Source organism: Pseudomonas sp. H3_A02, assembly GCF_054671965.1.
Genome location: NZ_CP162807.1, coordinates 17802 through 39438 on the forward strand (window position 1 = coordinate 17802; position 21637 = coordinate 39438).

Annotated in this window: 22 protein-coding genes; 3 read left to right on the top strand and 19 right to left on the bottom strand. The window is 61.9% G+C overall.

Features of this window, described 5'->3' with window-relative positions; genetic code table 11:
• Nucleotides 1–12 precede the first annotated feature (12 nt).
• The 3 genes from xseA (at nucleotide 13) to leuA (ending at nucleotide 4349) form a co-directional block, all read left to right on the top strand.
• On the top strand, nucleotides 13–1392 hold the full coding sequence (xseA, locus tag AB4N80_RS00085; protein ID WP_354338048.1) for an exodeoxyribonuclease VII large subunit: 1380 nt from the start codon (nucleotides 13–15) through the stop codon (nucleotides 1390–1392).
• Nucleotides 1393–1395: 3 nt separating this feature from the next.
• The gene (locus AB4N80_RS00090) at nucleotides 1396–2217 is read left to right on the top strand and encodes a peptidoglycan DD-metalloendopeptidase family protein (RefSeq protein WP_305469834.1); all 822 of its coding nucleotides are present in this window, start codon (nucleotides 1396–1398) and stop codon (nucleotides 2215–2217) included.
• Between the two features lie 452 nt (nucleotides 2218–2669).
• Entirely contained in the window at nucleotides 2670–4349 is a 1680-nt protein-coding gene (leuA, locus tag AB4N80_RS00095; RefSeq protein ID WP_053118643.1) for a 2-isopropylmalate synthase, read from the top strand.
• A gap of 207 nt (nucleotides 4350–4556) precedes the next feature.
• On the opposite strand, the gene AB4N80_RS00100 is transcribed toward leuA, so the two are convergent.
• The 19 genes from AB4N80_RS00100 to AB4N80_RS00190 all read right to left on the bottom strand — a co-directional run bounded on the left by AB4N80_RS00100 (nucleotide 4557) and on the right by AB4N80_RS00190 (nucleotide 21632).
• Nucleotides 4557–4976 carry a hypothetical protein gene (locus AB4N80_RS00100; RefSeq protein WP_460080128.1) on the bottom strand — a complete coding sequence of 140 codons (420 nt, stop codon included), beginning with the start codon at nucleotides 4974–4976 and terminating at the stop codon, nucleotides 4557–4559.
• Between the two features lie 63 nt (nucleotides 4977–5039).
• On the bottom strand, nucleotides 5040–5834 hold the full coding sequence (locus tag AB4N80_RS00105; RefSeq protein ID WP_122568802.1) for an amidohydrolase: 795 nt from the start codon (nucleotides 5832–5834) through the stop codon (nucleotides 5040–5042).
• Nucleotides 5822–6970, bottom strand: a complete 1149-nt coding sequence (locus AB4N80_RS00110) for a pyridoxal phosphate-dependent aminotransferase (RefSeq protein ID WP_460080132.1) — start codon at nucleotides 6968–6970, stop codon at nucleotides 5822–5824. Before AB4N80_RS00110 ends, AB4N80_RS00105 begins: the two co-directional genes overlap by 13 nt.
• Nucleotides 6971–7216: 246 nt before the next feature.
• On the bottom strand, nucleotides 7217–8689 hold the full coding sequence (der, locus tag AB4N80_RS00115) for a ribosome biogenesis GTPase Der (protein ID WP_053118638.1): 1473 nt from the start codon (nucleotides 8687–8689) through the stop codon (nucleotides 7217–7219).
• Nucleotides 8690–8889: 200 nt separating this feature from the next.
• Entirely contained in the window at nucleotides 8890–10041 is a 1152-nt protein-coding gene (gene bamB, locus AB4N80_RS00120) for an outer membrane protein assembly factor BamB (RefSeq protein ID WP_122568804.1), read from the bottom strand.
• On the bottom strand, nucleotides 10034–10675 hold the full coding sequence (locus AB4N80_RS00125) for a YfgM family protein (RefSeq protein ID WP_122568805.1): 642 nt from the start codon (nucleotides 10673–10675) through the stop codon (nucleotides 10034–10036). The genes bamB and AB4N80_RS00125 overlap by 8 nt, the downstream gene beginning before the upstream one ends.
• Before the next feature lie 40 nt (nucleotides 10676–10715).
• Nucleotides 10716–12005: a histidine--tRNA ligase gene (hisS, locus tag AB4N80_RS00130; protein ID WP_122568806.1), complete on the bottom strand. Its 1290-nt coding sequence runs from the start codon at nucleotides 12003–12005 to the stop codon at nucleotides 10716–10718.
• A gap of 22 nt (nucleotides 12006–12027) precedes the next feature.
• Nucleotides 12028–13137 (bottom strand): flavodoxin-dependent (E)-4-hydroxy-3-methylbut-2-enyl-diphosphate synthase, encoded by a 1110-nt coding sequence (gene ispG / locus AB4N80_RS00135; RefSeq protein WP_003185136.1) that lies wholly within the window; start codon nucleotides 13135–13137, stop codon nucleotides 12028–12030.
• Nucleotides 13138–13140: 3 nt separating this feature from the next.
• Nucleotides 13141–14175, bottom strand: coding sequence for a RodZ domain-containing protein (locus AB4N80_RS00140; RefSeq protein WP_122568807.1), 1035 nt, complete (start codon nucleotides 14173–14175; stop codon nucleotides 13141–13143).
• On the bottom strand, nucleotides 14175–14933 hold the full coding sequence (gene pilW, locus AB4N80_RS00145; RefSeq protein WP_053118628.1) for a type IV pilus biogenesis/stability protein PilW: 759 nt from the start codon (nucleotides 14931–14933) through the stop codon (nucleotides 14175–14177). The genes AB4N80_RS00140 and pilW overlap by 1 nt, the downstream gene beginning before the upstream one ends.
• A gap of 12 nt (nucleotides 14934–14945) precedes the next feature.
• Nucleotides 14946–16094: a dual-specificity RNA methyltransferase RlmN gene (gene rlmN / locus AB4N80_RS00150; RefSeq protein WP_122568808.1), complete on the bottom strand. Its 1149-nt coding sequence runs from the start codon at nucleotides 16092–16094 to the stop codon at nucleotides 14946–14948.
• 28 nt (nucleotides 16095–16122) lie between these two features.
• A complete protein-coding gene (gene ndk / locus AB4N80_RS00155) occupies nucleotides 16123–16548 on the bottom strand; it encodes a nucleoside-diphosphate kinase (RefSeq protein ID WP_042727994.1) in 426 nt (141 codons plus the stop codon).
• Nucleotides 16549–16636: 88 nt separating this feature from the next.
• Nucleotides 16637–16837: a Fe-S cluster assembly protein IscX gene (iscX, locus tag AB4N80_RS00160; protein WP_460080143.1), complete on the bottom strand. Its 201-nt coding sequence runs from the start codon at nucleotides 16835–16837 to the stop codon at nucleotides 16637–16639.
• A 13-nt stretch (nucleotides 16838–16850) separates the two neighbouring features.
• On the bottom strand, nucleotides 16851–17192 hold the full coding sequence (fdx, locus tag AB4N80_RS00165) for an ISC system 2Fe-2S type ferredoxin (protein ID WP_018611575.1): 342 nt from the start codon (nucleotides 17190–17192) through the stop codon (nucleotides 16851–16853).
• Between the two features lie 3 nt (nucleotides 17193–17195).
• Nucleotides 17196–19058, bottom strand: coding sequence for a Fe-S protein assembly chaperone HscA (gene hscA / locus AB4N80_RS00170; RefSeq protein ID WP_122568809.1), 1863 nt, complete (start codon nucleotides 19056–19058; stop codon nucleotides 17196–17198).
• Between the two features lie 50 nt (nucleotides 19059–19108).
• Complete coding sequence (gene hscB, locus AB4N80_RS00175) at nucleotides 19109–19630, bottom strand: co-chaperone HscB (protein ID WP_122568810.1); 522 nt, start codon at nucleotides 19628–19630, stop codon at nucleotides 19109–19111.
• A gap of 8 nt (nucleotides 19631–19638) precedes the next feature.
• Nucleotides 19639–19962 carry an iron-sulfur cluster assembly protein IscA gene (gene iscA, locus AB4N80_RS00180; RefSeq protein ID WP_122568811.1) on the bottom strand — a complete coding sequence of 108 codons (324 nt, stop codon included), beginning with the start codon at nucleotides 19960–19962 and terminating at the stop codon, nucleotides 19639–19641.
• A gap of 25 nt (nucleotides 19963–19987) precedes the next feature.
• Nucleotides 19988–20374, bottom strand: coding sequence for a Fe-S cluster assembly scaffold IscU (iscU, locus tag AB4N80_RS00185; protein WP_003185157.1), 387 nt, complete (start codon nucleotides 20372–20374; stop codon nucleotides 19988–19990).
• Between the two features lie 43 nt (nucleotides 20375–20417).
• Nucleotides 20418–21632 (bottom strand): IscS subfamily cysteine desulfurase, encoded by a 1215-nt coding sequence (locus tag AB4N80_RS00190; RefSeq protein ID WP_305469825.1) that lies wholly within the window; start codon nucleotides 21630–21632, stop codon nucleotides 20418–20420.
• Nucleotides 21633–21637 lie beyond the last annotated feature (5 nt).

A 21637-nucleotide genomic window follows, 5' to 3' on the forward strand; every position in this document is an offset into this window, starting at 1 on the left:
ATCATGCCGCCCATGATTAAAGATCCCTTTGCCCGACTGGGCCTGGACCGCGAAGTCCTGACTGTCAGCCAGCTCAACGGCCGTGCGCGGGTGTTGCTCGAAGACGTGTTCAGCAACATCTGGGTCGAGGGTGAGATCTCCAACCTCGCCCGTCCGGCCTCCGGCCATGTGTATTTCACCCTCAAGGACAGCGGCGCCCAGGTGCGTTGCGCGCTGTTCCGGCAGAACGCCGCGCGGGTGCGCCAAGCCTTGAAGGACGGGCTGGCGGTAAAGGTGCGCGGCAAGGTCTCGCTGTTCGAAGGTCGTGGCGATTATCAACTGATCCTCGACACCGTCGAGCCGGCCGGCGATGGCGCCCTGCGCCTGGCCTTCGATGCCCTGAAGGAGAAACTCAGCGCCGAAGGCCTGTTCAGTGCCGAGCGCAAGGTGCCGTTGCCGGCCCATCCGCAACGCATCGGCATCATCAGCTCGCCCACCGGCGCGGTGATCCGCGACATCATCAGCGTGTTTCGCCGCCGGGCGCCGCAAATTTCCCTGACGTTGATTCCCACCGCCGTGCAAGGCCGCGAAGCCACCGCGCAAATCGTCCGCGCCCTGAAACTGGCCGATGCCCGGGGTTTCGATGCGCTGATCCTGGCCCGGGGCGGCGGTTCGCTGGAAGACTTGTGGTGCTTCAACGAAGAAGCCGTGGCCAGGGCGGTGGACGCCTGTGTCACGCCGATCGTCAGCGCCGTGGGCCATGAAACCGACGTGTCCATCAGCGATTTCGTCGCCGACGTACGCGCCCCGACTCCCTCCGCCGCAGCCGAACTGCTGGCGCCGGATGCCGGCGACCTGGTGCGTCGGGTCGAGAGCCTGCATCGCCGACTGGTGATGCGCATGCGTGACCGGTTGATGCGCGATCAATTGCGCCTCGAAGGCCTCACCCGACGCCTGCGTCATCCCGGCGAACGCCTGCGCCAGCAAGCCCAACGCCTCGACGACCTGGACATGCGCATGCGCCGGGCCTTCGAGCGCAGCCTCAACACCCGCCGCGAACGACTGATCCGCCTGGAAACCCGCCTGGCCGGGCAACATCCGGGCCGACAGCTGGCCATGTTGCGCCAGCGCCTGGACAGCCTGGCCGAACGCCTGCCCCGGACCATGCGCGAAGGGCTCAAGGCACGACGCGTGCAATTGCACAACCAGATGCAGACGCTGCACATCGTCAGCCCCCTGGCGACCCTCGGCCGCGGCTACAGCATTTTGCTCGACGAACGCGGCCAGGCGATCCGCAGCGCCGGGCAAACCCAGACCGGCCAGCGCCTGACCGCCAAGCTTGGCGAAGGCGAACTGCTGGTGCGGGTCGAAGACAATCACCTGACGCCGGTCACCCTTTCTTTACTGGATTGATTCATGCCGCGATATCTCGCCCCCTTGTTCTTGCTGTGCCTGACCTTCAATGCCCACGCCGACAGCTACATCACCCGCCTGTTGAACAAACCGGTGCCCGGCGGCGTGGCGGTGGTGGACTTGGGCAGCGCGGCCCAGGCACCGAAAGCCACTTACCAGGGCAAGCCGGTGCTGGTGGTCAAGGAACAGCAAAACTGGCTGGCGATTGTCGGCATCCCGCTGACGGTCCCGCCCGGCACCCAGCAGATCAGCAGCGGCGGCAGCACCCAGCCGTTCGTGGTCGGCTACAAGAAGTACCCCGAGCAACACATTACCCTGAAGAACAAACGCCAGGTCAATCCGAACCCGGCGGACCTCAAGCGCATCGACGCCGAGCTGGCGGTGCAACTGAAGGCCTACCGCAGCTTCAGCCCGAACATCCCCAGCAACCTGTTGCTGGACAAACCGGTCAACGGCCCGCTGTCGAGCAAGTTCGGCGTGCGCCGTTTCTTCAACGGCGAAGAGCGCAACCCCCACGCCGGCCTGGACTTCGCCGTGCCCGCCGGCACGCCGATCAAGACCCCGGCCGCCGGCAAGGTGATCCTCACCGGCAATTACTTCTTCAACGGCAATACGGTGTTCGTCGACCATGGCCAGGGGTTCATCAGCATGTTCTGCCACATGTCGAAGATCGACGTGAAGGTCGGCCAGCAGTTGGCCCGGGGCACCGTGGTGGGCAAGGTCGGCGCCACCGGCCGCGCGACCGGGCCGCACATGCACTGGAACATCAGCCTGAACGATGCGCGGGTGGATCCGGCGATTTTTATCGGGGCGTTTCAGCCCTAAGCCTTGTGGTGAAGCCAACGGCCTCTTCGCGAGCAAGCTCGCTCCCACATGGGTATTTCGGCGTTCTCAAAAACGCCGCTGTACCTGTGGGAGCGAGCTTGCTCGCGATGACGGCAGCCACAGCACCACAACTCCATGAATTGCCAAGCTCCAAACATCGACGCAATAAAACTACAAATCCCCCAAGAACACGCGATTAAATCTCGCAAACCCTTCCAAAAAAAGAACTTCTCTCAATTTTTTCCGACTGCTTGCGATCCGTCCCTCACGCGGTTAGGGTTGAAGCATGAAAACCTCTCACACCCTCATCCAGCTTCGCCAGCACCGCAGCCTGTGCCTTGTCAGCGCACGACTGCCGGGCTGAATCGCGGCACCTCGTCCCGGCTCTGAAGCCACCCCATTAGAACCACCGGCAGGCCGCCTTTTTCCGGCCACGACAATAAGGATTTCCCATGAGCATGCTCAAAGACCCGTCTTCCAAATACCGCGCCTTCCCGACCATCAACCTGCCGGATCGCACCTGGCCGTCGAAGACCATCACCGCCGCGCCGATCTGGTGCAGCTCCGACCTGCGCGACGGCAACCAGTCGCTGATCGAGCCGATGGACGCGGTCAAGAAGCTGCGTTTCTGGAAAACCCTGGTCGCGGTGGGCGTGAAGGAAATCGAAGCCTCGTTCCCGGCCGCGTCCCAGACCGACTTCGACTTCGTGCGCACCCTCATCGAAGAAGGCCACATCCCGGACGACACCACCATCCAGGTGCTGACCCAGGCCCGTGAAGACCTGATCGCCCGTACGTTCGAATCCCTGCGGGGTGCGAAGAAAGCCATCGTCCACCTGTACAACGCCACCTGCCCGTCGTTCCGCCGCATCGTGTTCAACCAGGACAAGGAAGGCGTGAAGGAAATCGCGGTGAACGCGGCCAAGCTGTTCGTCAAATACGCCGCGCAGCAGCCGGAAACCCAATGGCAGTTCGAGTACTCGCCAGAAACCTTCAGCGCCACCGAGCTGGAGTTTGCCAAGGAAGTCTGCGACGCCGTGATCGAAGTGTGGAACCCGACCCCGGAGCGCAAGGTGATCCTCAACCTGCCCGCCACCGTGGAAGTCGCCACCCCGAACATCTACGCCGACCAGATCGAGTGGTTCCACCGCAACATCACCCGTCGTGACAGCGTGCTCATCAGCCTGCACACCCACAACGACCGTGGCACCGGCGTGGCCGCCACCGAGCTGGGCCTGATGGCCGGCGCCGACCGTGTCGAAGGCTGCCTGTTCGGCAACGGCGAACGCACCGGTAACGTCGACCTGGTGACCGTGGCGCTGAACCTCTACACCCAGGGCATCAACCCTGAGCTGGACTTCTCCGATATCGACGGCGTGCGCAAAGTGGTCGAGGAATGCAACCAGATCCCGGTGCACCCGCGTCACCCATACGTCGGCGACCTGGTTCACACCGCGTTCTCCGGTTCGCACCAGGATGCCATCCGCAAGGGCTTCGCCCAGCAGAAATCAGACACCCTGTGGGAAGTGCCGTACCTGCCGATCGACCCGGCCGACATCGGTCGCAGCTACGAGGCGGTGATTCGCGTCAACAGCCAGTCGGGCAAGGGCGGTATCGCCTACCTGCTGGAACAGGAATACGGCATCAGCCTGCCGCGTCGCATGCAGATCGAGTTCAGCCAGGTGGTACAGCGCGAAACCGATCGCCTGGGCCTGGAAATGACCGCCCAGCAGATCCACGCCCTGCTGCAGCGTGAATACCTGCAAGCCAACACCCCGTACGCGCTGGTCAGCCATCGCCTGCAAGAGGAAAACGGCAACAGCGCCGTGGAAGTGGAAGTGGCGAGCAAGGGCCAGGGCGAGACCAACCTGCACTGGCGTGGCAGAGGCAACGGCGCCCTGGAAGCGCTGGTGGCCGGCCTGCCGATTCCGGTGGAGATCATGGACTACAACGAACACGCCATCGGCGCCGGCACTAATGCCAAGGCGGCGGCGTACATCGAATTGCGAGTCAACGGCGAGCGTGCGGTGCATGGCGTGGGCATCGATGAGAACATCACCACGGCCAGCTTCAAGGCACTGTTCAGTGCGCTGAACCGGTCGCTGAGCCAGCCGGAGGCAAAGGCGGCCTGATCCACCAATGAAATGCGAAAGGCCCCGGGGTGTGAACCCTGGGGCCTTTTTGTTTGGCGGGTGGTTTTGTGGTGACTGTCAGGGCCTTATCGCGAGCAAGCTCGCTCCCCCACGGGATCTTCAGTGGGGCCGAAAACCTGTGCCCGCCTCAGCCCCCCTGTGGGAGCGAGCTTGCTCGCGATGGCGGCCTGTCAGACACCCCAAATGTCAGGCATGGGTATCGATCGAAACGGTCATCGCCTGCAACAGCGCGGCCTGCAAGGTCTGCAAAGTCGCTTGGGTCGCCATGATCTGGGTCTGAATCGCCATGGTTTCCTGGGCTTTCTGCTCCTCATCAGCCCGGCTTTTTTGCACCCGAGCCAGCTGGGCTTGCTGTTCGGCCAGCAACTTCTCGGTCTGTTCGATCTGCTTCTTCAGTTGTTCGATGACATCGCCGCTGCCGCTGCTGCCGCCCGCACCTGCGATATTCGCGCCGCTGGTGTCGACTTTCAATTTCTTGTCTTTGTCTTCGCTGCTATCAGTCGATGCCACTGGACTGACCGCTTTCTCTTCTTCAGCCCCGCGGATGGAGACTTTAGGAGCCGACAATGGATAAGGGTTTACGGTGGTTGTGCTGATGCTGGTCATAGGGACTCCTCCTTGGCTGACCAGTTATCGGCACGTAACACCATTCCTTGAGGCTGAATCGTTTCAATTCGTGAATTCGAAGCGATCGGCATCCAGGTTCGCCGGAAACCGCGTGCGATAGGCCGCCAGGTCCATCGCGCTCAAACTTACCGTGAACACGCCATCGGCCTCGCCAGCGCTGAGCAAGGTTTCGCCCTGGAAGTCCAGCACCTGACTGTCACCGGTGTAGGCAAAACCCTTGCCGTCAGTGCCGACGCGGTTGACCGCCGCCACGTAGCACAGGTTCTCGATGGCCCGGGCCGGCAGCAGCCGGTTCCAGTGCATACGCCGCGCTCCGGGCCAGTTGGCGGTGTACAGCAGCAGGTCGGTGTCCTCGGCGTCGCGACTCCAGACTGGAAAGCGCAGGTCGTAGCAGATCAGCGGGCGAATCCGCCAGCCCTTGAGTTCGAACAGCACCTGTCGCTCGCCCGGCGTGTAGTGGTTGTGCTCCCCCGCCATGCGGAACAGATGACGCTTGTCGTAATGCAGCACTTCACCGTCCGGCCGCGCCCACAGCAGGCGATTGCGGTGGCTGCCGTCAGCGGCCTGGACGATCACACTGCCGGTGATGACCGCGTCCAACTTCGCCGCCTGCTCCGTGAGCCAACGACGGGTGGGCCCGTGTTCCGGCTCCGCCAGGGTCTCGGACTCCATGGAAAAACCCGTGGTGAACATTTCCGGAAGGATGATCAGGTCAGCCCCGCGCGCCTGCTCCAGCAGCGCTTCGAAATGCTCCAGGTTAGCCTCGCGGTCGTGCCAGGCCAGGGTGGTCTGGACCAGGGCAATGTCGAGGTCCGGCAACGCGCTCAAATCACGCATAGTTTTTCCGCCGCTTCGCGCAGCGTCTCCTCGCGTTTGGCAAAGCACAGGCGCACCAGGCGCTGGCCTTGGGGTGGGTCCTGGTAGAACACCGAGATCGGAATCGTCGCCACGCCATGCTCGCGGGTCATCCACACCGCCGTGTCGACGTCATTCAGGTCCGGGCGAATCTGCGAATAATCCACCAACTGGAAATAAGTGCCGGTCACCCGCTTGAAGCTGAACCGTGACGGGGCCAGCAGATCGCAGAACAGGTCGCGCTTGGCCTGGTAGAAGTCCGGCAGTTCATCGACGTGTTCCGGATGCTCGGCCATGTAGTCGGCCAAGGCGTACTGCAACGGCGTTACGCCACAGAAGCTGACGTACTGGTGCACCTTGCGCAGTTCCGCCGTCAGGGCCGCTGGCGCCACCACGTAGCCGGTTTTCCAGCCGGTGACGTGGTAGGTCTTGCCGAACGAACTGACCACGAAGGCGCGGCGGTACAGCTCTTCATGGGCCAGGACACTGGCATGGGCGACGCCGTCGAACACCAGGTGTTCGTAGACCTCATCGCTGACCAGGTAGATGTCCCGGTCGCGAATCAGCGTCGCCAATTGATCCAGTTCGGCGCGGCTGATCAGGGCGCCGCTGGGGTTGTGCGGCGAGTTGAGGATGATCATGCGTGTGCGCGGGCTCAGGGCTTCGCCAAGCTTTTCGAAGTCGATGGCGAAGTCATCCAGGCCCAATGGCACGTGCACGCAACGCCCGCCGGCCAATAGCACGGAAGGCTCGTAACTGTCATAGCTTGGGTCGAAGACGATCACTTCATCGCCGCTGTGGACCACCGCCGCGATGGCACAGAAAATCCCCTGGGTTGCGCCTGGGGTCACGGTGACTTCCTGATCGGCATCGACGTTGACGCCATAACTGCGGGCGATCTTCACCGCGATCTGCTGGCGCAGCGCCGGCAGGCCGGTCATCGGTGAGTACTGGTTATGACCTTGGGCAATGTGCTGGCCGACCGCATCGCGCAGGGCTTGCGGGCCATCGAAATCGGGAAAGCCCTGGGACAGATTCAACGCGCCCGTCTGCGCGGCGAGCTGGGACATCTGGGTGAAAATCGTGATGCCGACGTTCGGCAACTTGCTGGTGATCATCGGGGTTCCCTGGGTCTGCACCCGGCTCAGGCGCGGCGCGGGAGAGCTCGAGGATAGCCCAATCGCCGGGCATGAAAAAGGGTGCCACACAGGGCACCCTTTTTCATGCTGAATACTCATGCCTGTGGGAGCAAGGCTTGCCCGCGATGAACGATAACGCGGTTCAGCAGTTACACCGCGGTGCGCCCATCGCGGGCAAGCCTTGCTCCCACAGATCAACATCCCAACTTTCAGATCCAGACTAGATCAGCGCTTGTCGCGGCGCTTCTTGTCAGCCTTCTTGTGGTGCGACATCAAGCGGCGCTTCTTGTTGACCTGGCGGTCGGTGAGCGTGTTCTTGTTGCCTTCGTACGGGTTCTCGCCGCCCTTGAACTCGATGCGGATCGGCGTGCCGACCAGCTTCAGGACGCGACGGTAGGTGTTCTCCAGATAGCGAACGTACGACTTGGGCACTTTCTCGATCTGGTTACCGTGGATCACGATAATCGGCGGGTTGGCACCGCCCAAGTGGGCGTAACGCAGCTTGATCCGACGGTTGTTGACCATCGGTGGCGCGTGCTCGCCTACCGCATCTTCGAGGATCTGGGTCAGGCGGTTGGTCGGCCAGCGGGTGACAGCCGACTTGAACGAGTTCTGCACCGAAGCGTAGAGGTTGCCCACGCCCGTGCCGTGCAGGGCCGAGATGAAGTGGATGTCGGCGAAGTCGACGAAGAACAGCCGGCGCTGCAATTCGACCTTGACGAAATCCCGCTCGCTCGGCGTCATGCCGTCCCACTTGTTGATCGCGATGACCAACGCACGACCGGCTTCCAGGGCAAAGCCCAGCAGGTTCAGGTCGTGATCGACCACGCCTTCGCGGGCGTCCATCACGAAGATCACCACGTTGGCGTCTTTGATCGCCTGCAGGGTCTTGACCACGGAGAACTTTTCAACTTCTTCGTGGATCTTGCCGCGCTTGCGCACACCGGCGGTGTCGATCAGCGTGTACTTCTCTTCGTTACGTTCGAAGGGAATGTAGATGCTGTCACGGGTGGTGCCGGGCTGGTCGTAGACGATGACCCGGTCTTCACCGAGCATGCGGTTGACCAGCGTCGACTTGCCCACGTTGGGGCGGCCGATGATCGCGATCTTGATCCCGTCTTTTTCGCTCGGGCCCGGAATGCGCTTGGCTTCCTCGCCTTCGGCAACGATCTCTTCTTCGCCCTCTTCCGGCTCTTCCGCGTCGTCCTTGGGGAAACTCTCCAGGGCGATTTCCAGCATCTGGGTGATGCCACGACCGTGGGCGCCGGCGATCGGGATCGCCTGGCCCATGCCCAACGGTGCGAACTCGGCGCGGGCCATGTCCGGGTCGATGTTGTCGACCTTGTTGGCAACCACGTAGGAACGCTTGTTACGCTTGCGCAAATGCTCGGCGATCATCTGGTCGGCGGCGGTAAAACCGGCCTTGGCGTCTACCAGGAACAGCACCACATCCGCTTCTTCAATGGCGAGCAGCGACTGCTCGGCCATTTTTTCGTCCATGCCGTGTTCATCACCGGAGATGCCGCCGGTGTCGACCAGAATATAGGTACGCCCTTGCCACTTGGCCTCACCGTATTGGCGATCACGGGTCAGACCGGACAAGTCGCCGACAATGGCGTCGCGAGTCCTGGTCAGGCGGTTGAACAAGGTGGACTTGCCGACGTTCGGTCGGCCCACCAGGGCGATTACGGGAACCATGCGGCTCTCCACTTCGTTATTTCAGAAAATACAAAAGCCGCTGCGAGGCAGCGGCTGGTGCTCGGGGGCCATTCTGTAGGAGCGAGCTTGCTCGCGATAGCGGTAGTCCACTGACATGAATGTCGACTGATCCACCGCTTTCGCGAGCAAGCCCGCTCCCACATGAATGAAGCCGCTTGGGAATTAACCCAAGCATAGTCTTACTTGATGGTCAGGGCTTCCAGTTTGCCGCTGTTGCCATACACATAGATCATGTTGCCCACCACCAGCGGACGGGCACGCAGGCCGTCGCTGTCGATGCGCTCACGGCCGACGAAACGACCGTCCACCTGGCTGAGCAGGTGCAGGTAACCTTCCAGGTCACCCACTGCGACGTAGCTGGAGAACACTTCCGGGGCCGACAGTTGACGACGGGCCAGAGAGTCGTTGCTCCACAAGGCGGTGGTGGAACGCTCGTCAACGCCTTCGACGGTGCCCGAGGACAGGCTCACGTAGACGCTGCCAAAGCCCTGGGCGACACCGGCGTAGCTGGACGCATCGCGCTGCCACAGCGGACGACCGCTTTCCAGGTCCAGTGCCGCCACGCGGCCCTGGTAGCTGGCGACGTACAGCGTACCGCCGGACAGCAGCAAGCCGCCGTCGATGTCGACCACACGCTCCAGCTCCGAACGACCTTGCGGGATCGCTACGCGCTGTTCCCACACCGGCACGCCGTTGGAAACATCCAGGGCCACCACTTTACCGGTCGACAAGCCAGCCACCGCCAGGCGGTTGGTGACGATCGGTGCGCTGGTACCGCGCAAAGTCAGAACCGCCGGGGTGCTGTCGTACAACCAGCGCTGGTTGCCGGTAGCAGCATCCAGGCCGATCAGGCGGTCGTCCTGGGTCTGGACTACCACCACGTCACCGTTGGTGGCCGGCGGTGCGAGCACTTCGCTGGTCACGCGGGCGCGCCATTTCTCTTCACCGCTGCTCGCGTCCAGGGCGACGATCTCGCCCTTGAGCGTGCCGATCATGACCAGGCCGTAACCCACGCCAACGGCGCCGGAAACAGGCAGTTCAAGATCCTTTTCCCATTTGACGTCGCCGTTGGTGCGGTCCATCGCCATCACCACGCCCGTGACGTCGCCAGCATAGATGGTGTCGCCATCGATGGCCGGCACCAGCATGTTGTAGGTTTCACCCTGGCCATCGCCGATGGAACGGCTCCACTGCTTCTGCAGCACGACTTCCTCTTTGAAGTCGGTCAGTTCGGCTGGCGGCAGTTCTTTCTTGCTGTTGCTGCTGCAACCCGCGGCCAGAATGGCCAGGGCCAGCAATGCTGCATGTTTCCAACGAATCACGTCACGCATCCCCTTTGGCCAGGTCGTCCAGCTTGATTTGCAGGCCACCGACTGCGGCTTCATCCGACAGCGCAGCCTTGGCTTTTTGGTAGGCCGCATGGGCCTCATCGGCACGGCCAAGCTGTACCAGCAGGTCGCCCTTGAGTTCTTCGCGGGTCGCCAGGAATGCCTTGTCAGCATCACCGTCGAGCAGCTTCAACGCGTCTTCGGCCTTGTTCTGTGCCGCCAGCACCTGTGCCAGGCGCTGACGCGCCACTTCGCCCAGGGTCGGGTCGGCCGGTTTGTCGACGATACCCTTGAGCTCGGTGGCCGCGTCGTCCAGCTTGCCGCTGTCCACCGCGACCTTGGCCACGAACAGGCGACCGTACTGAGCGTAGGCGGTACCGCCGAATTCCTTGTCCAGCTTGCCGGCCAGGTCCGCCACGCGGGCGGCGTCAGGCTTGCCGTCCGGGGTCAGGGTGGTTTCCAGCAGTTGCTGGTAGAGCACCGAGGCGCCTTGCGACTGGTTGCTCTGGTATTTCTGGTAGGCCTGCCAGCCGAACACGATGACCAGCGCCAACAGGCCGCCAGTGACCAGCGGCTTGCCGTTGCGCGTCCACCAGTCCTTCAAATCCGCCAGCTGTTCATCTTCGGTACTCGACACCCCAATACTCCTTAATCGCTAAATCGGCTGTTTGACAGCTTCAACCCTGCACGACGCAGGTGGCCAGGTGTGCAGCAAGCGCATCCCAGGCAATGCTTTGTTGTTCGCCCTGGCCACGCAGGGGTTTGAAACCTACCACTTGTTGGGCCAGTTCGTCGTCACCGAGGATCAATGCGTACAGCGCACCGCTCTTGTCGGCTTTCTTGAATTGGCTCTTGAAGCTGCCGGCGCCGGCGTTGATCTGCAGGCGCAGGTTGGGCAACTGGTCGCGGATCCGCTCGCTCAACGACAAGGCGGCCAGTTCGGCGGCCTCGCCAAAGGCGCACAGGTAGACGTCGACCTGACGGGACAACTCTTCCGGCACCTTGTCCAAGGCTTCGAGCATCAGCACCAGGCGCTCGATGCCCATGGCAAAGCCCACGCCCGGGGTCGGCTTGCCGCCCATCTGCTCCACCAGCCCGTCGTAGCGGCCACCGGCACAGACGGTGCCCTGGGCGCCGAGCTTGTCGGTGACCCACTCGAAGACGGTCTTGCTGTAGTAATCCAGGCCGCGAACCAACTTGGGGTTGATCACGTAAGGGATGCCAACAGCGTCCAGGCGGGCTTTCAGCCCTTCGAAATGCGCACGGGATTCGTCGTCGAGGTAGTCGGCCATTTTCGGCGCGTCGACCAGGACCGCTTGGGTCTCGGCATTCTTGGTATCGAGCACGCGCAGTGGGTTGGTCTTCAGACGGCGCTGGCTGTCTTCGTCGAGCTTGTCCAGGTGGGCGGAAAGAAACTCCACCAACGCTTCACGGTAGCGGCCACGGGACTCGCTGGTACCCAGGCTGTTGAGCTCGAGCTTGACCGCATCACGCAGCCCCAGCTCGCCCCACAGGCGCCAGGTCATGACGATCAGCTCGGCGTCGATGTCCGGGCCGTCGAGGTTGAACACTTCCAGGCCAATCTGGTGAAACTGGCGATAACGGCCTTTCTGCGGGCGCTCGTGACGGAACATCGGGCCGATGTACCAGAGTTTCTGCACCTGGCCGCCGCCGGTGATGCCGTGTTCGAGCACAGCACGCACGCAAGCCGCCGTGCCTTCGGGGCGCAGGGTCAGGGAGTCGCCGTTGCGGTCGTCGAAGGTGTACATCTCTTTTTCGACGATGTCGGTCACTTCACCGATGGAGCGCTTGAACAGCTCGGTGAACTCGACGATCGGCATGCGGATCTGCCGGTAACCGTAGTTATCCAGCAGGCGCGCCACGGTGCCCTCGAAATAGCGCCACAGGGGCGTCTGCTCGGGCAGGATGTCGTTCATGCCACGAATGGCTTGCAGAGACTTGCTCACGTGTATTCCTTAATCTTTCGACTTAACCGCGCGCGATGACCGCTGCGTCGGCTTCGACCTTTTCGGCCGCTTTCTGGCGAATCAGCCGTTCCAGCTCATCCACCAGATTGTCATTCGTCAGTTTCTGCGACGGCTTGCCGTCGATGTAAATCAGGTTCGGTGTACCGCCAGTCAGGCCGATATGGGCCTCCTTGGCTTCGCCCGGCCCGTTGACCACGCAACCGATCACCGCGACATCCAGCGGCACCAGCAGGTCTTCGAGGCGCCCTTCCAGTTCGTTCATGGTCTTGACCACATCGAAGTTCTGCCGCGAGCAGCTCGGGCAGGCGATGAAGTTGATGCCACGGGAACGCAGGTGCAGGGACTTGAGAATGTCATAGCCGACTTTCACTTCCTCGACCGGGTCAGCCGCCAACGAGATGCGGATGGTATCGCCAATCCCTTCGGCGAGCAGCATACCGAGGCCGACGGCGGATTTCACCGTGCCCGAACGCAACCCACCGGCTTCGGTGATGCCCAGGTGCAACGGCTGGACGATTTCCTTGGCCAGCAGGCGGTAGGCTTCGACGGCCATGAACACGTCGGAGGCCTTCACGCTGACCTTGAAGTCCTGGAAATTCAGGCGTTCCAGGTGCTCGACGTGGCGCAGGGCCGATTCCACCAGCGCCGCCGGGGTCGGTTCGCCGTATTTCTTTTGCAGGTCTTTTTCCAGGGAACCGGCGTTCACGCCGATGCGGATCGGAATGCCCCGGTCGCGGGCGGCATCCACCACGGCGCGCACACGGTCTTCGCGACCGATGTTGCCCGGGTTGATGCGCAGGCAATCCACACCCAACTCGGCCACGCGCAGGGCGATGCGGTAGTCGAAGTGGATATCGGCGACCAAGGGCACCTTGACCAGTTGCTTGATCTTGCCGAACGCCTCGGCGGCGTCCATGTCCGGCACCGATACCCGCACGATGTCGACACCGGCGGCTTCCAGGCGGTTGATCTGCGCGACCGTGGCGGCCACGTCATTGGTGTCGCTGTTGGTCATGCTCTGCACAGCGATAGGCGCATCGCCGCCCACGGGCACGTTACCGACCCAGATCTTTCGGGATTCGCGACGCTTGATTGGAGATTCGCCGTGCATGACTTATTGACCCAACTTCAGGCGAGCGGTCTCGCCACTGGTGAACGGAGCGATGTCGACCGGCTGGCCGTTGTAGCTGACCTGCGCGCCACGGGCATAACCCAGGCGTACGGCAAACGGCGGCTTGCCGTTGACGGCCGTGCTGTCGCCCTTGCGCTTGAGGCCGCTGAACAGCACCTTGCCGTTGCCGTCGGTGATCTGCGTCCAGCAGTCGGCGACAAACTGGATCTGCACCTGGCCTTCACCCGCGACGGGCGCCGGGGTCGGGGCTGCTGGAGCTGCCGGGGCGACTGGAGTGGTAGGTGCGGCGTGGGTCGCAGGCGCAGTCACGGTCGGTGCTGGCGTGCTCGGCGTGGCTGGTGCGGTAGCAATCGGTGCGCTGCCGGTGTTCGGGGCAGCCGGTGCCGTCGGCGTGGCCGGTGCTGGAACAGCCGGCTCGGCACCCGCCTGGGCATCGGCGGCGTCCGGGCTTTGTGGCAACGCCAGAGCGGTTTCGCCTTCAGCCTGGCCTTCGACGACGGCCTGGTCTTCCGGCTCGTCCAGCGGATGGATCTGGGTGGTGCCGTCGGCGCCCTCGACCTCAACGTGCTCAGGGCTCATGGCGACTGGTTCCTTGTTGCGCAAGGACGTCTGGTCCTGCCACCAGACAAAACCGCCACCAATCACCGCGATCAGCAGCAACAGGCTGACGATTCGCAAAATGGTGTGGGAAACGCGAACCGGCTCCTCGATGCGCCCCAGGCTGTGCACGCTGCTGCCCTGGGCGTCGGAACCGGTGTATTGATCGAATTGCTGGACCAGCAGGGTCTGGTCCTTGCCAAGCAACTTGGCATAGGCGCGGATATAGCCCCGGGCGAAGGTGTGCCCAGGCAGCTTGTCGAACGCGCCCGCTTCCAGATTGCCCAGGGAAGCCACGGTAAGATTGAGCTTGAGGGCCACTTCGGCCAGCGACCAACCATTGCTTTCGCGGGCTTGACGCAGGGTCTCACCGGGATTTACGCGAGTCGCTGCTACAACTTCGGGATGCGCCGCTTTCATCATTGCTCCGACAGGTATTGCTGATATTCCGGCGTACCGGGATAGAGTCTTTTGAGTTGCAGGCCGTAGCTTGCAGCCTTGTCGCGATCTTCAAACACATGTGCCAGCCGAACGCCGAGCAATAGACTACGTGCATTTTGCTCGCTCAGCAGGCTAAAACGCTCGTAGTAGTCACGCGCGGGCACATAATGCCTGTCTTCGTAGGACAACTCAGCCATTTCCAGCAACGCCCGCGGTTGCTGGCGGTTGAGCCGCAGCGCCTTTTCCAGCTGCTGGCGGGCCAGGTCACGTTGGCCCAACTGCGCGGCCGTCATGCCGAGGTTCTCGAAAACCCGCGAACGCTCAGGGTAAAGGGTATCGGCGGCAGCCTGCTCGAAGCGCTCGTAGGCTTCCTTGTAGCGTTTCTGCTCGAAAAGAAAGCTGCCGTAGTTGTTCAGGATCCGTGCGTCCTGGGGCCGGCCAGACAGCGCCTTGCGAAAATGCTGGTCAGCCAGCTCCGGCTCCATCTCGGCCTGGAACACCAGGGCCAGGGCCGCGTTGGCATCCGGGTCGGAGTCGTCCAGTTCCAGGGCTTTCTTGAGCGGCACCTTGGCCCGTTCGGTCATGCCCTGCTGCAGGTAGCCGATGCCCAGTTGCACATAGGCCACACGTGCCTCGTCGCGCCCTTTGCTGGTCTTCATCGGGTTGTAGTCACCCGACAGGACACAACCGGAACAAAGGCCGGCCAACAGCAAAACGAGCGCGAAGCGCAGGGACATAGAGTTCCTCTCTTAGTGACTGTTCGCAGCGTTCTGCACCGCATCGTCCGCGGCGTTCAACTCACGCACGGCAATGTAGCGTTCGCTGCGACGGGTGCGATCCAGCACCTGTCCTACCAATTGGCCACAGGCGGCGTCGATGTCTTCGCCGCGGGTGGTGCGCACGGTGACGTTGAAGCCAGCGTGGTGAAGCTGATCCTGGAAACGACGAATCGCATTGTTGCTCGGACGCTCGTAACCGGAATGCGGGAACGGGTTGAACGGGATCAGGTTGATCTTGCACGGGATGTTCTTGAGCAGCTCGATCATCTCGACCGCGTGCTCGACCTTGTCGTTCACATCCTTGAGCAGCGTGTACTCGATGGTCAGCACGCGTTTTTCGCCCAGGGACGACATGTAGCGCTGGCACGACTCGAGCAGCATCTTAAGCGGATATTTCTTGTTGATCGGCACCAATTGGTTACGCAATGCGTCATTGGGTGCGTGCAGCGACAACGCCAGGGAGACGTCGATGTGCTTGGCCAGCTCATCGATCATCGGCACCACGCCGGAGGTGGACAGGGTCACGCGGCGCTTGGAGATGCCGTAGCCCAGGTCATCCATCATCAGGTGCATGGCGGAAACGACGTTGTCAAAGTTCAGCAGCGGCTCACCCATGCCCATCATCACCACGTTGGTGATGGCACGGTCGACGGTCGCCGGGACGCTGCCAAAGGATTTGTTGGCAATCCACACCTGGCCGATCACTTCGGCGGCGGTGAGGTTGCTATTGAAGCCTTGCTTGCCGGTGGAGCAGAAACTGCAATCCAGGGCACAGCCTGCCTGGGACGAAACGCACAAGGTGCCGCGCTTGCCCTGGGGAATGTAGACGGTCTCGACGCAGCTGCCGGACGCCACGCGCACCACCCACTTGCGGGTGCCGTCGCTGGAGATGTCCTCGCTGACCACTTCCGGACCGCGAATTTCAGCAACTGCCTTGAGCTTTTCGCGCAAGGCCTTGCTGACATTCGTCATGGCGTCAAAGTCGTCGACGCCAAAGTGGTGAATCCATTTCATCACCTGGCCGGCACGGAAACGCTTCTCCCCGATCGAGTCGAAGAATTTCTCCATTTCCGGCTGGGTCAGGCCCAACAGGTTGGTTTTGCCGTTCGATGTAGTCATGGATTCACCTTCACTCAAAAGCCTGGGCTTAGCGAGTGGTTACTTCAGTAGCGGAGAAAAAGTAAGCGATTTCGCGAGCGGCAGCGGCTTCGGAGTCCGAACCGTGAACGGCGTTGGCGTCGATCGACTCAGCGAAGTCAGCACGGATGGTGCCGGCAGCGGCTTCTTTAGGGTTGGTAGCGCCCATCAGCTCACGGTTGCGAGCGATGGCGTTTTCGCCTTCCAGCACCTGAACGACAACCGGACCGGAAGTCATGAAGGCAACCAGCTCACCGAAGAAACCGCGCTCGCTGTGCTCAGCGTAGAAGCCTTCGGCTTCGGCTTTGGACAGTTGCTTCATTTTCGAAGCTACAACGCGCAGGCCAGCGTCTTCGAAGCGGGTAACGATCTTGCCGATCACGTTTTTAGCAACGGCGTCAGGCTTGATGATGGAGAAAGTACGTTGAACAGCCATGGTGTAACTCCAGAAACGGTAATTTGCGAAAAATTAAACCCGCGAATTATACGCGGGTTCAGGGGTATTGCCTAACCTGCCAGGTCGATCAGTCGATTTCTTCGATCCAGAGCGTCTGGACCGCTTCCAAGATCTTCTCGCCACAACGGCCAGAGGTATTGTCGAAATCGGGTAGCTCCATGATCCAGCGCTGCAAATCGACAAAATTCACAGTCAGCGGATTCACGTCCGGCTTGGCTTCGGCCAGTTCTTCTGCGATGCGTTGTACATCATTCCAACCATAGCTCATGACAGTGTCACCATCAGTGCGGCGCTTCGGCCGCATGGTTAAGCGAATATTTCGGGATTTCGACGGTCAGGTCTTCGGTGCCGACGATGGCTTGGCAGCCCAGGCGCGATTGGGCTTCCAGGCCCCAGGCCCGATCGAGGAAATCTTCCTCCAGATCGTCCGCTTCTTCCAGTGAGTCGAAGCCTTCACGAATGATGCAATGGCACGTCGTGCAGGCGCAGACGCCACCACAGGCACTTTCCATCTCGATATGGTGCTCATGGGCCAGCTCGAGAATGGAAATCCCGGGCTCAGCCTCCACGACCATGCCCTCCGGACAGAACTTCTCGTGGGGCAGAAAAATCACCTGCGGCATCAGTTATTCCTCGATTTCATTCAGGTTGCGCCCCGCCAGGGCGGCTTTCACCGTCGAGTCCAGGCGGCGGGCAGCAAAGGCGTCGGTGACTTGCGACAGACGTTTGGTCTGCTGCTCGATGGCATAGCCATCGGTGCCTTTGATCAATTCGGACAATTCCTGCATCTGCAGCTCGATGACCATGCGCTCTTCAGCGTCGAGCAACCGGTCGCCGTCGGCTTCAAGGGCACCTTGCACGGCTTCGATCAGGCGCTGGGCGTCGACCTGCTGCTCGCGCAACACCCGCGCGACCTTGTCGTCGCTGGCGTGCTGGAAGGAATCCTTGAGCATCTTGGCGATTTCACCGTCGGTCAGGCCGTAGGACGGCTTGACCTGGATGCTCGCCTCCACGCCCGAAGCCAGTTCGCGGGCGGAGACGTTGAGCAAGCCATCGGCATCGACCTGAAAGGTCACGCGGATCTTCGCCGCACCGGCGACCATGGCCGGGATGCCGCGCAATTCGAAGCGGGCCAGGGAACGGCAGTCGCTGATCAGTTCACGCTCGCCTTGCAGCACGTGGACCATCATGGCCGACTGGCCGTCTTTATAAGTGGTGAAGTCCTGGGCGCGGGCAACCGGGATGGTGGTATTGCGTGGAATCACCTTCTCCATCAGGCCGCCCATGGTTTCCAGCCCCAGGGACAACGGAATCACGTCGAGCAGCAGCAATTCGCCGCCGTCGCGCTTATTGCCGGCCAAGGTATCGGCCTGGATCGCGGCACCAATGGCGACCACTTGGTCCGGGTCGATTTCAGTCAGCGGCTGGCGACCGAAGGCCTCGGCAACGGCTTCGCGAACCCGAGGCACGCGGGTCGAACCGCCGACCATGACCACGGCCTTGACGTCTTCCAGCTCTACGCCGGAATCGCGCACCGCGCGGCGGCAGGCCTTGAGGCTGCGGGCGACCATGGGTTCGATCAAGGCATCGAAGGCTTCGCGGGTCAGGGAGGCTTTCCAGTCGCCATAAACAACTTCAACCGTAGCAGCGTCAGTCAAGGCTTCCTTGGCAGCGCAGGCGGTTTGCAGCAGATGGCGTTGCGCACCCGGGTCGAGGTCGGCGGAGAGACCCGCTTGCTCGATGATCCAGCCAGCGATGGCGTGGTCGAAGTCGTCACCGCCCAGGGCGCTGTCGCCACCGGTGGCCAGGACTTCGAAGACACCGCCGGTCAGGCGCAGAATAGAGATATCGAACGTGCCGCCGCCCAGGTCGTAGATCGCGACCAGGCCTTCGGCATGTTGGTCCAGGCCATACGCGACCGCAGCGGCGGTCGGCTCGTTGAGCAGGCGCAGCACGTTCAGGCCAGCCAGCTTGGCAGCGTCCTTGGTGGCTTGGCGCTGGGCGTCATCGAAATAGGCCGGCACGGTAATGACCGCACCCACCAGTTCACCGCCCAACGCCGCTTCGGCGCGCTGGCGCAGGACCTTGAGGATGTCGGCGGAAACCTCGACCGGGCTTTTCGGGCCCTGCACGGTTTCGATGAACGGCATATGGGATTCGCCACCGACGAAGCGGTACGGCAGTTGGTCGCCCAATTGCTTGACGTCGGACAGACCACGACCCATCAAGCGCTTGACCGAGACAATGGTGTTGAAAGGGTCGGTGGCGGCGGCCAGCTTGGCCGACTCGCCCACTTCAACGCGGTCGGCGTGATAACGCACGGCGGACGGCAGGATCACCTGCCCCTGCTCGTCGGCCAGCGGTTCGGAAAGACCGCTGCGCAAGGCAGCGACCAGGGAATTGGTGGTACCCAAGTCGATCCCCACAGCCAGGCGACGCTGGTGCGGTTGTGGACTTTGGCCGGGTTCGGCGATCTGCAGTAGGGCCATCGTAATCAGGACTTATCTGTAATCAGGCGTGCGACCGGAGCGGCACTGGGTTAATCGTCGAGGCGCTCTTCTAACTGGCGCACTTCGTAGGTGAGCTTGTCGAGGAACTGCATGCGCCGCATCAGGCGCTCGGCCTGTTCGCGTTGCGCGGCATCGTTCCAGCAGGCTGCGAAGCTGTCGTTCAGTGTTTGCTGGGCGTCTTTCAAGCGCCGCTTGAATGCCGCGACACCGGCCAGGTCGGCGCTGTCCTGCAGGTCCTCGAGCTCTTCGCGCCATTGCATCTGCTGCAAGAGAAACTCGGGATCGTGGACCGTGACCTCCAGCGGCAACTCATGACCGCTGATGGCGAGCAGGTAACGCGCACGCTTGGCCGGGTGCTTGAGCGTTTGGTAAGCCTCGTTGAGGTTCGCCGACTGCTCGAGCGCCCGCCGCTGCTCCGCCTCGGAGGCATCGGCAAAGCGGTCGGGATGGACGCCACGGGCCAGTTCCAGATAACGCGCGGACAACTGATCGAGGTCCAGCTGGAAAGCAGGCTGCAACTGGAACAACGCAAAATGACAAGGAGTACCCACAAGCTGCCTCAGATGTTGAAGCTTTCGCCGCAGCCACATTCACCGCGCACGTTGGGATTGTTGAACTTGAAGCCTTCGTTCAACCCTTCCTTGACGAAATCCAGTTCGGTGCCGTCCAGGTACGTCAGGCTTTTCGGGTCGATGATCACTTTCTGACCATGACTTTCGAATACCTGATCGTCTTCGCCCACTTCGTCGACGAATTCCAGCACATAGGCAAGACCAGAGCAGCCCGTGGTGCGAACACCCAGGCGGATACCCTCGCCCTTGCCGCGCCCCGCGAGGGAGCGCTGAATATGCTTAGCTGCCGCTTCTGTCATCTGGATAGCCATGGAAAACTCCTTACCGTAACGCGGATCAGATCAAGCCTTTCTTCTGCTTGTAATCGCGAACGGCGGCCTTGATGGCGTCTTCGGCGAGTACCGAGCAGTGGATCTTCACTGGCGGCAGGGCCAGCTCTTCGGCCAGCTGGGTGTTCTTGATGGTTTCGGCTTCATCAAGGGTCTTGCCCTTCATCCATTCGGTGGCCAGGGAGCTGGACGCAATGGCCGAACCGCAGCCGTAGGTCTTGAACTTGGCATCTTCGATGATGCCCTGCTCGTTGACCTTGATCTGCAGGCGCATGACGTCGCCGCACGCCGGAGCGCCGACCATGCCAGTGCCGACATCAGGATCCTGCGCGTCCATCTTGCCGACGTTGCGCGGGTTCTCGTAGTGGTCGATGACCTTTTCGCTATATGCCATTTGCTTCAATCCTCATCAGTGAGTCGCTCTGGTGGCGACTTCTTCAGTGCGCCGCCCACTCGATTTTCGAAATGTCGACGCCGTCTTTGTACATGTCCCACAGCGGCGACAGAGCGCGCAGCTTGGTAACGGCCTCGCAGACTTTCTGCGCGGCGTAATCGATTTCTTCTTCGGTGGTGAAACGGCCGAAGGTAAAGCGAATGGAACTGTGGGCCAACTCGTCGTTGCGGCCCAGGGCGCGCAGTACGTACGAAGGCTCCAGGGACGCCGAGGTGCACGCCGAACCGGACGACACGGCCAGATCCTTGAGCGCCATGATCAGCGACTCGCCTTCAACGTAGTTGAAGCTCAGGTTCAGGTTGTGCGGTACGCGGGCGGTCATGCTGCCGTTGACGTAGAGTTCTTCGAGGTGCTCGACCTGCTTGAAGAAGCGGTCGCTCAGGGCCTTGATGCGGACGTTCTCGGCCGCCATGTCTTCTTTGGCAACACGGAAGGCTTCGCCCATGCCGACGATCTGGTGGGTCGCCAGGGTACCGGAACGCATGCCACGCTCGTGACCGCCGCCGTGCATGGTCGCTTCGAGGCGAACACGCGGCTTGCGGCTGACGTACAGGGCGCCGATGCCTTTAGGGCCGTAGGTCTTGTGAGCGGAGAACGACATCAGGTCGACTTTCAGCTTGGACAGGTCGATGTCGACCTTGCCAGTGGACTGCGCGCCGTCGACGTGGAACAGGACGCCCTTGGAACGGGTCAGCTCGCCGATGGCCGCGATGTCGTTGACGGTGCCGATTTCGTTGTTCACGTGCATGATCGAAACCAGGATGGTGTCGTCGCGCAATGCGGCTTCGACCATGGCCGGGGTGATGATGCCGTCTTCACCTGGCTCGATGTAGGTGACTTCGAAGCCTTCACGCTCCAGTTGGCGCATGGTGTCCAGGACAGCCTTGTGCTCGATCTTGGAGGTGATCAGGTGCTTGCCCTTGGTGTGGTAGAAATGCGCGACACCCTTGATTGCCAGGTTGTCGGATTCGGTGGCACCGGAGGTCCAGACGATTTCACGCGGGTCGGCGTTGACCAGGTCGGCGACCTGGCGACGGGCGTTTTCGACCGACTCTTCGGCCTTCCAGCCGAACACGTGGGAACGGGACGCCGGGTTACCGAAGTTTCCGTCGACCAGCAGGCATTCACTCATTTTTTGCGCAACACGCGGATCAACCGGGGTGGTCGCAGAGTAATCAAGGTAAATCGGCAATTTCATGGACT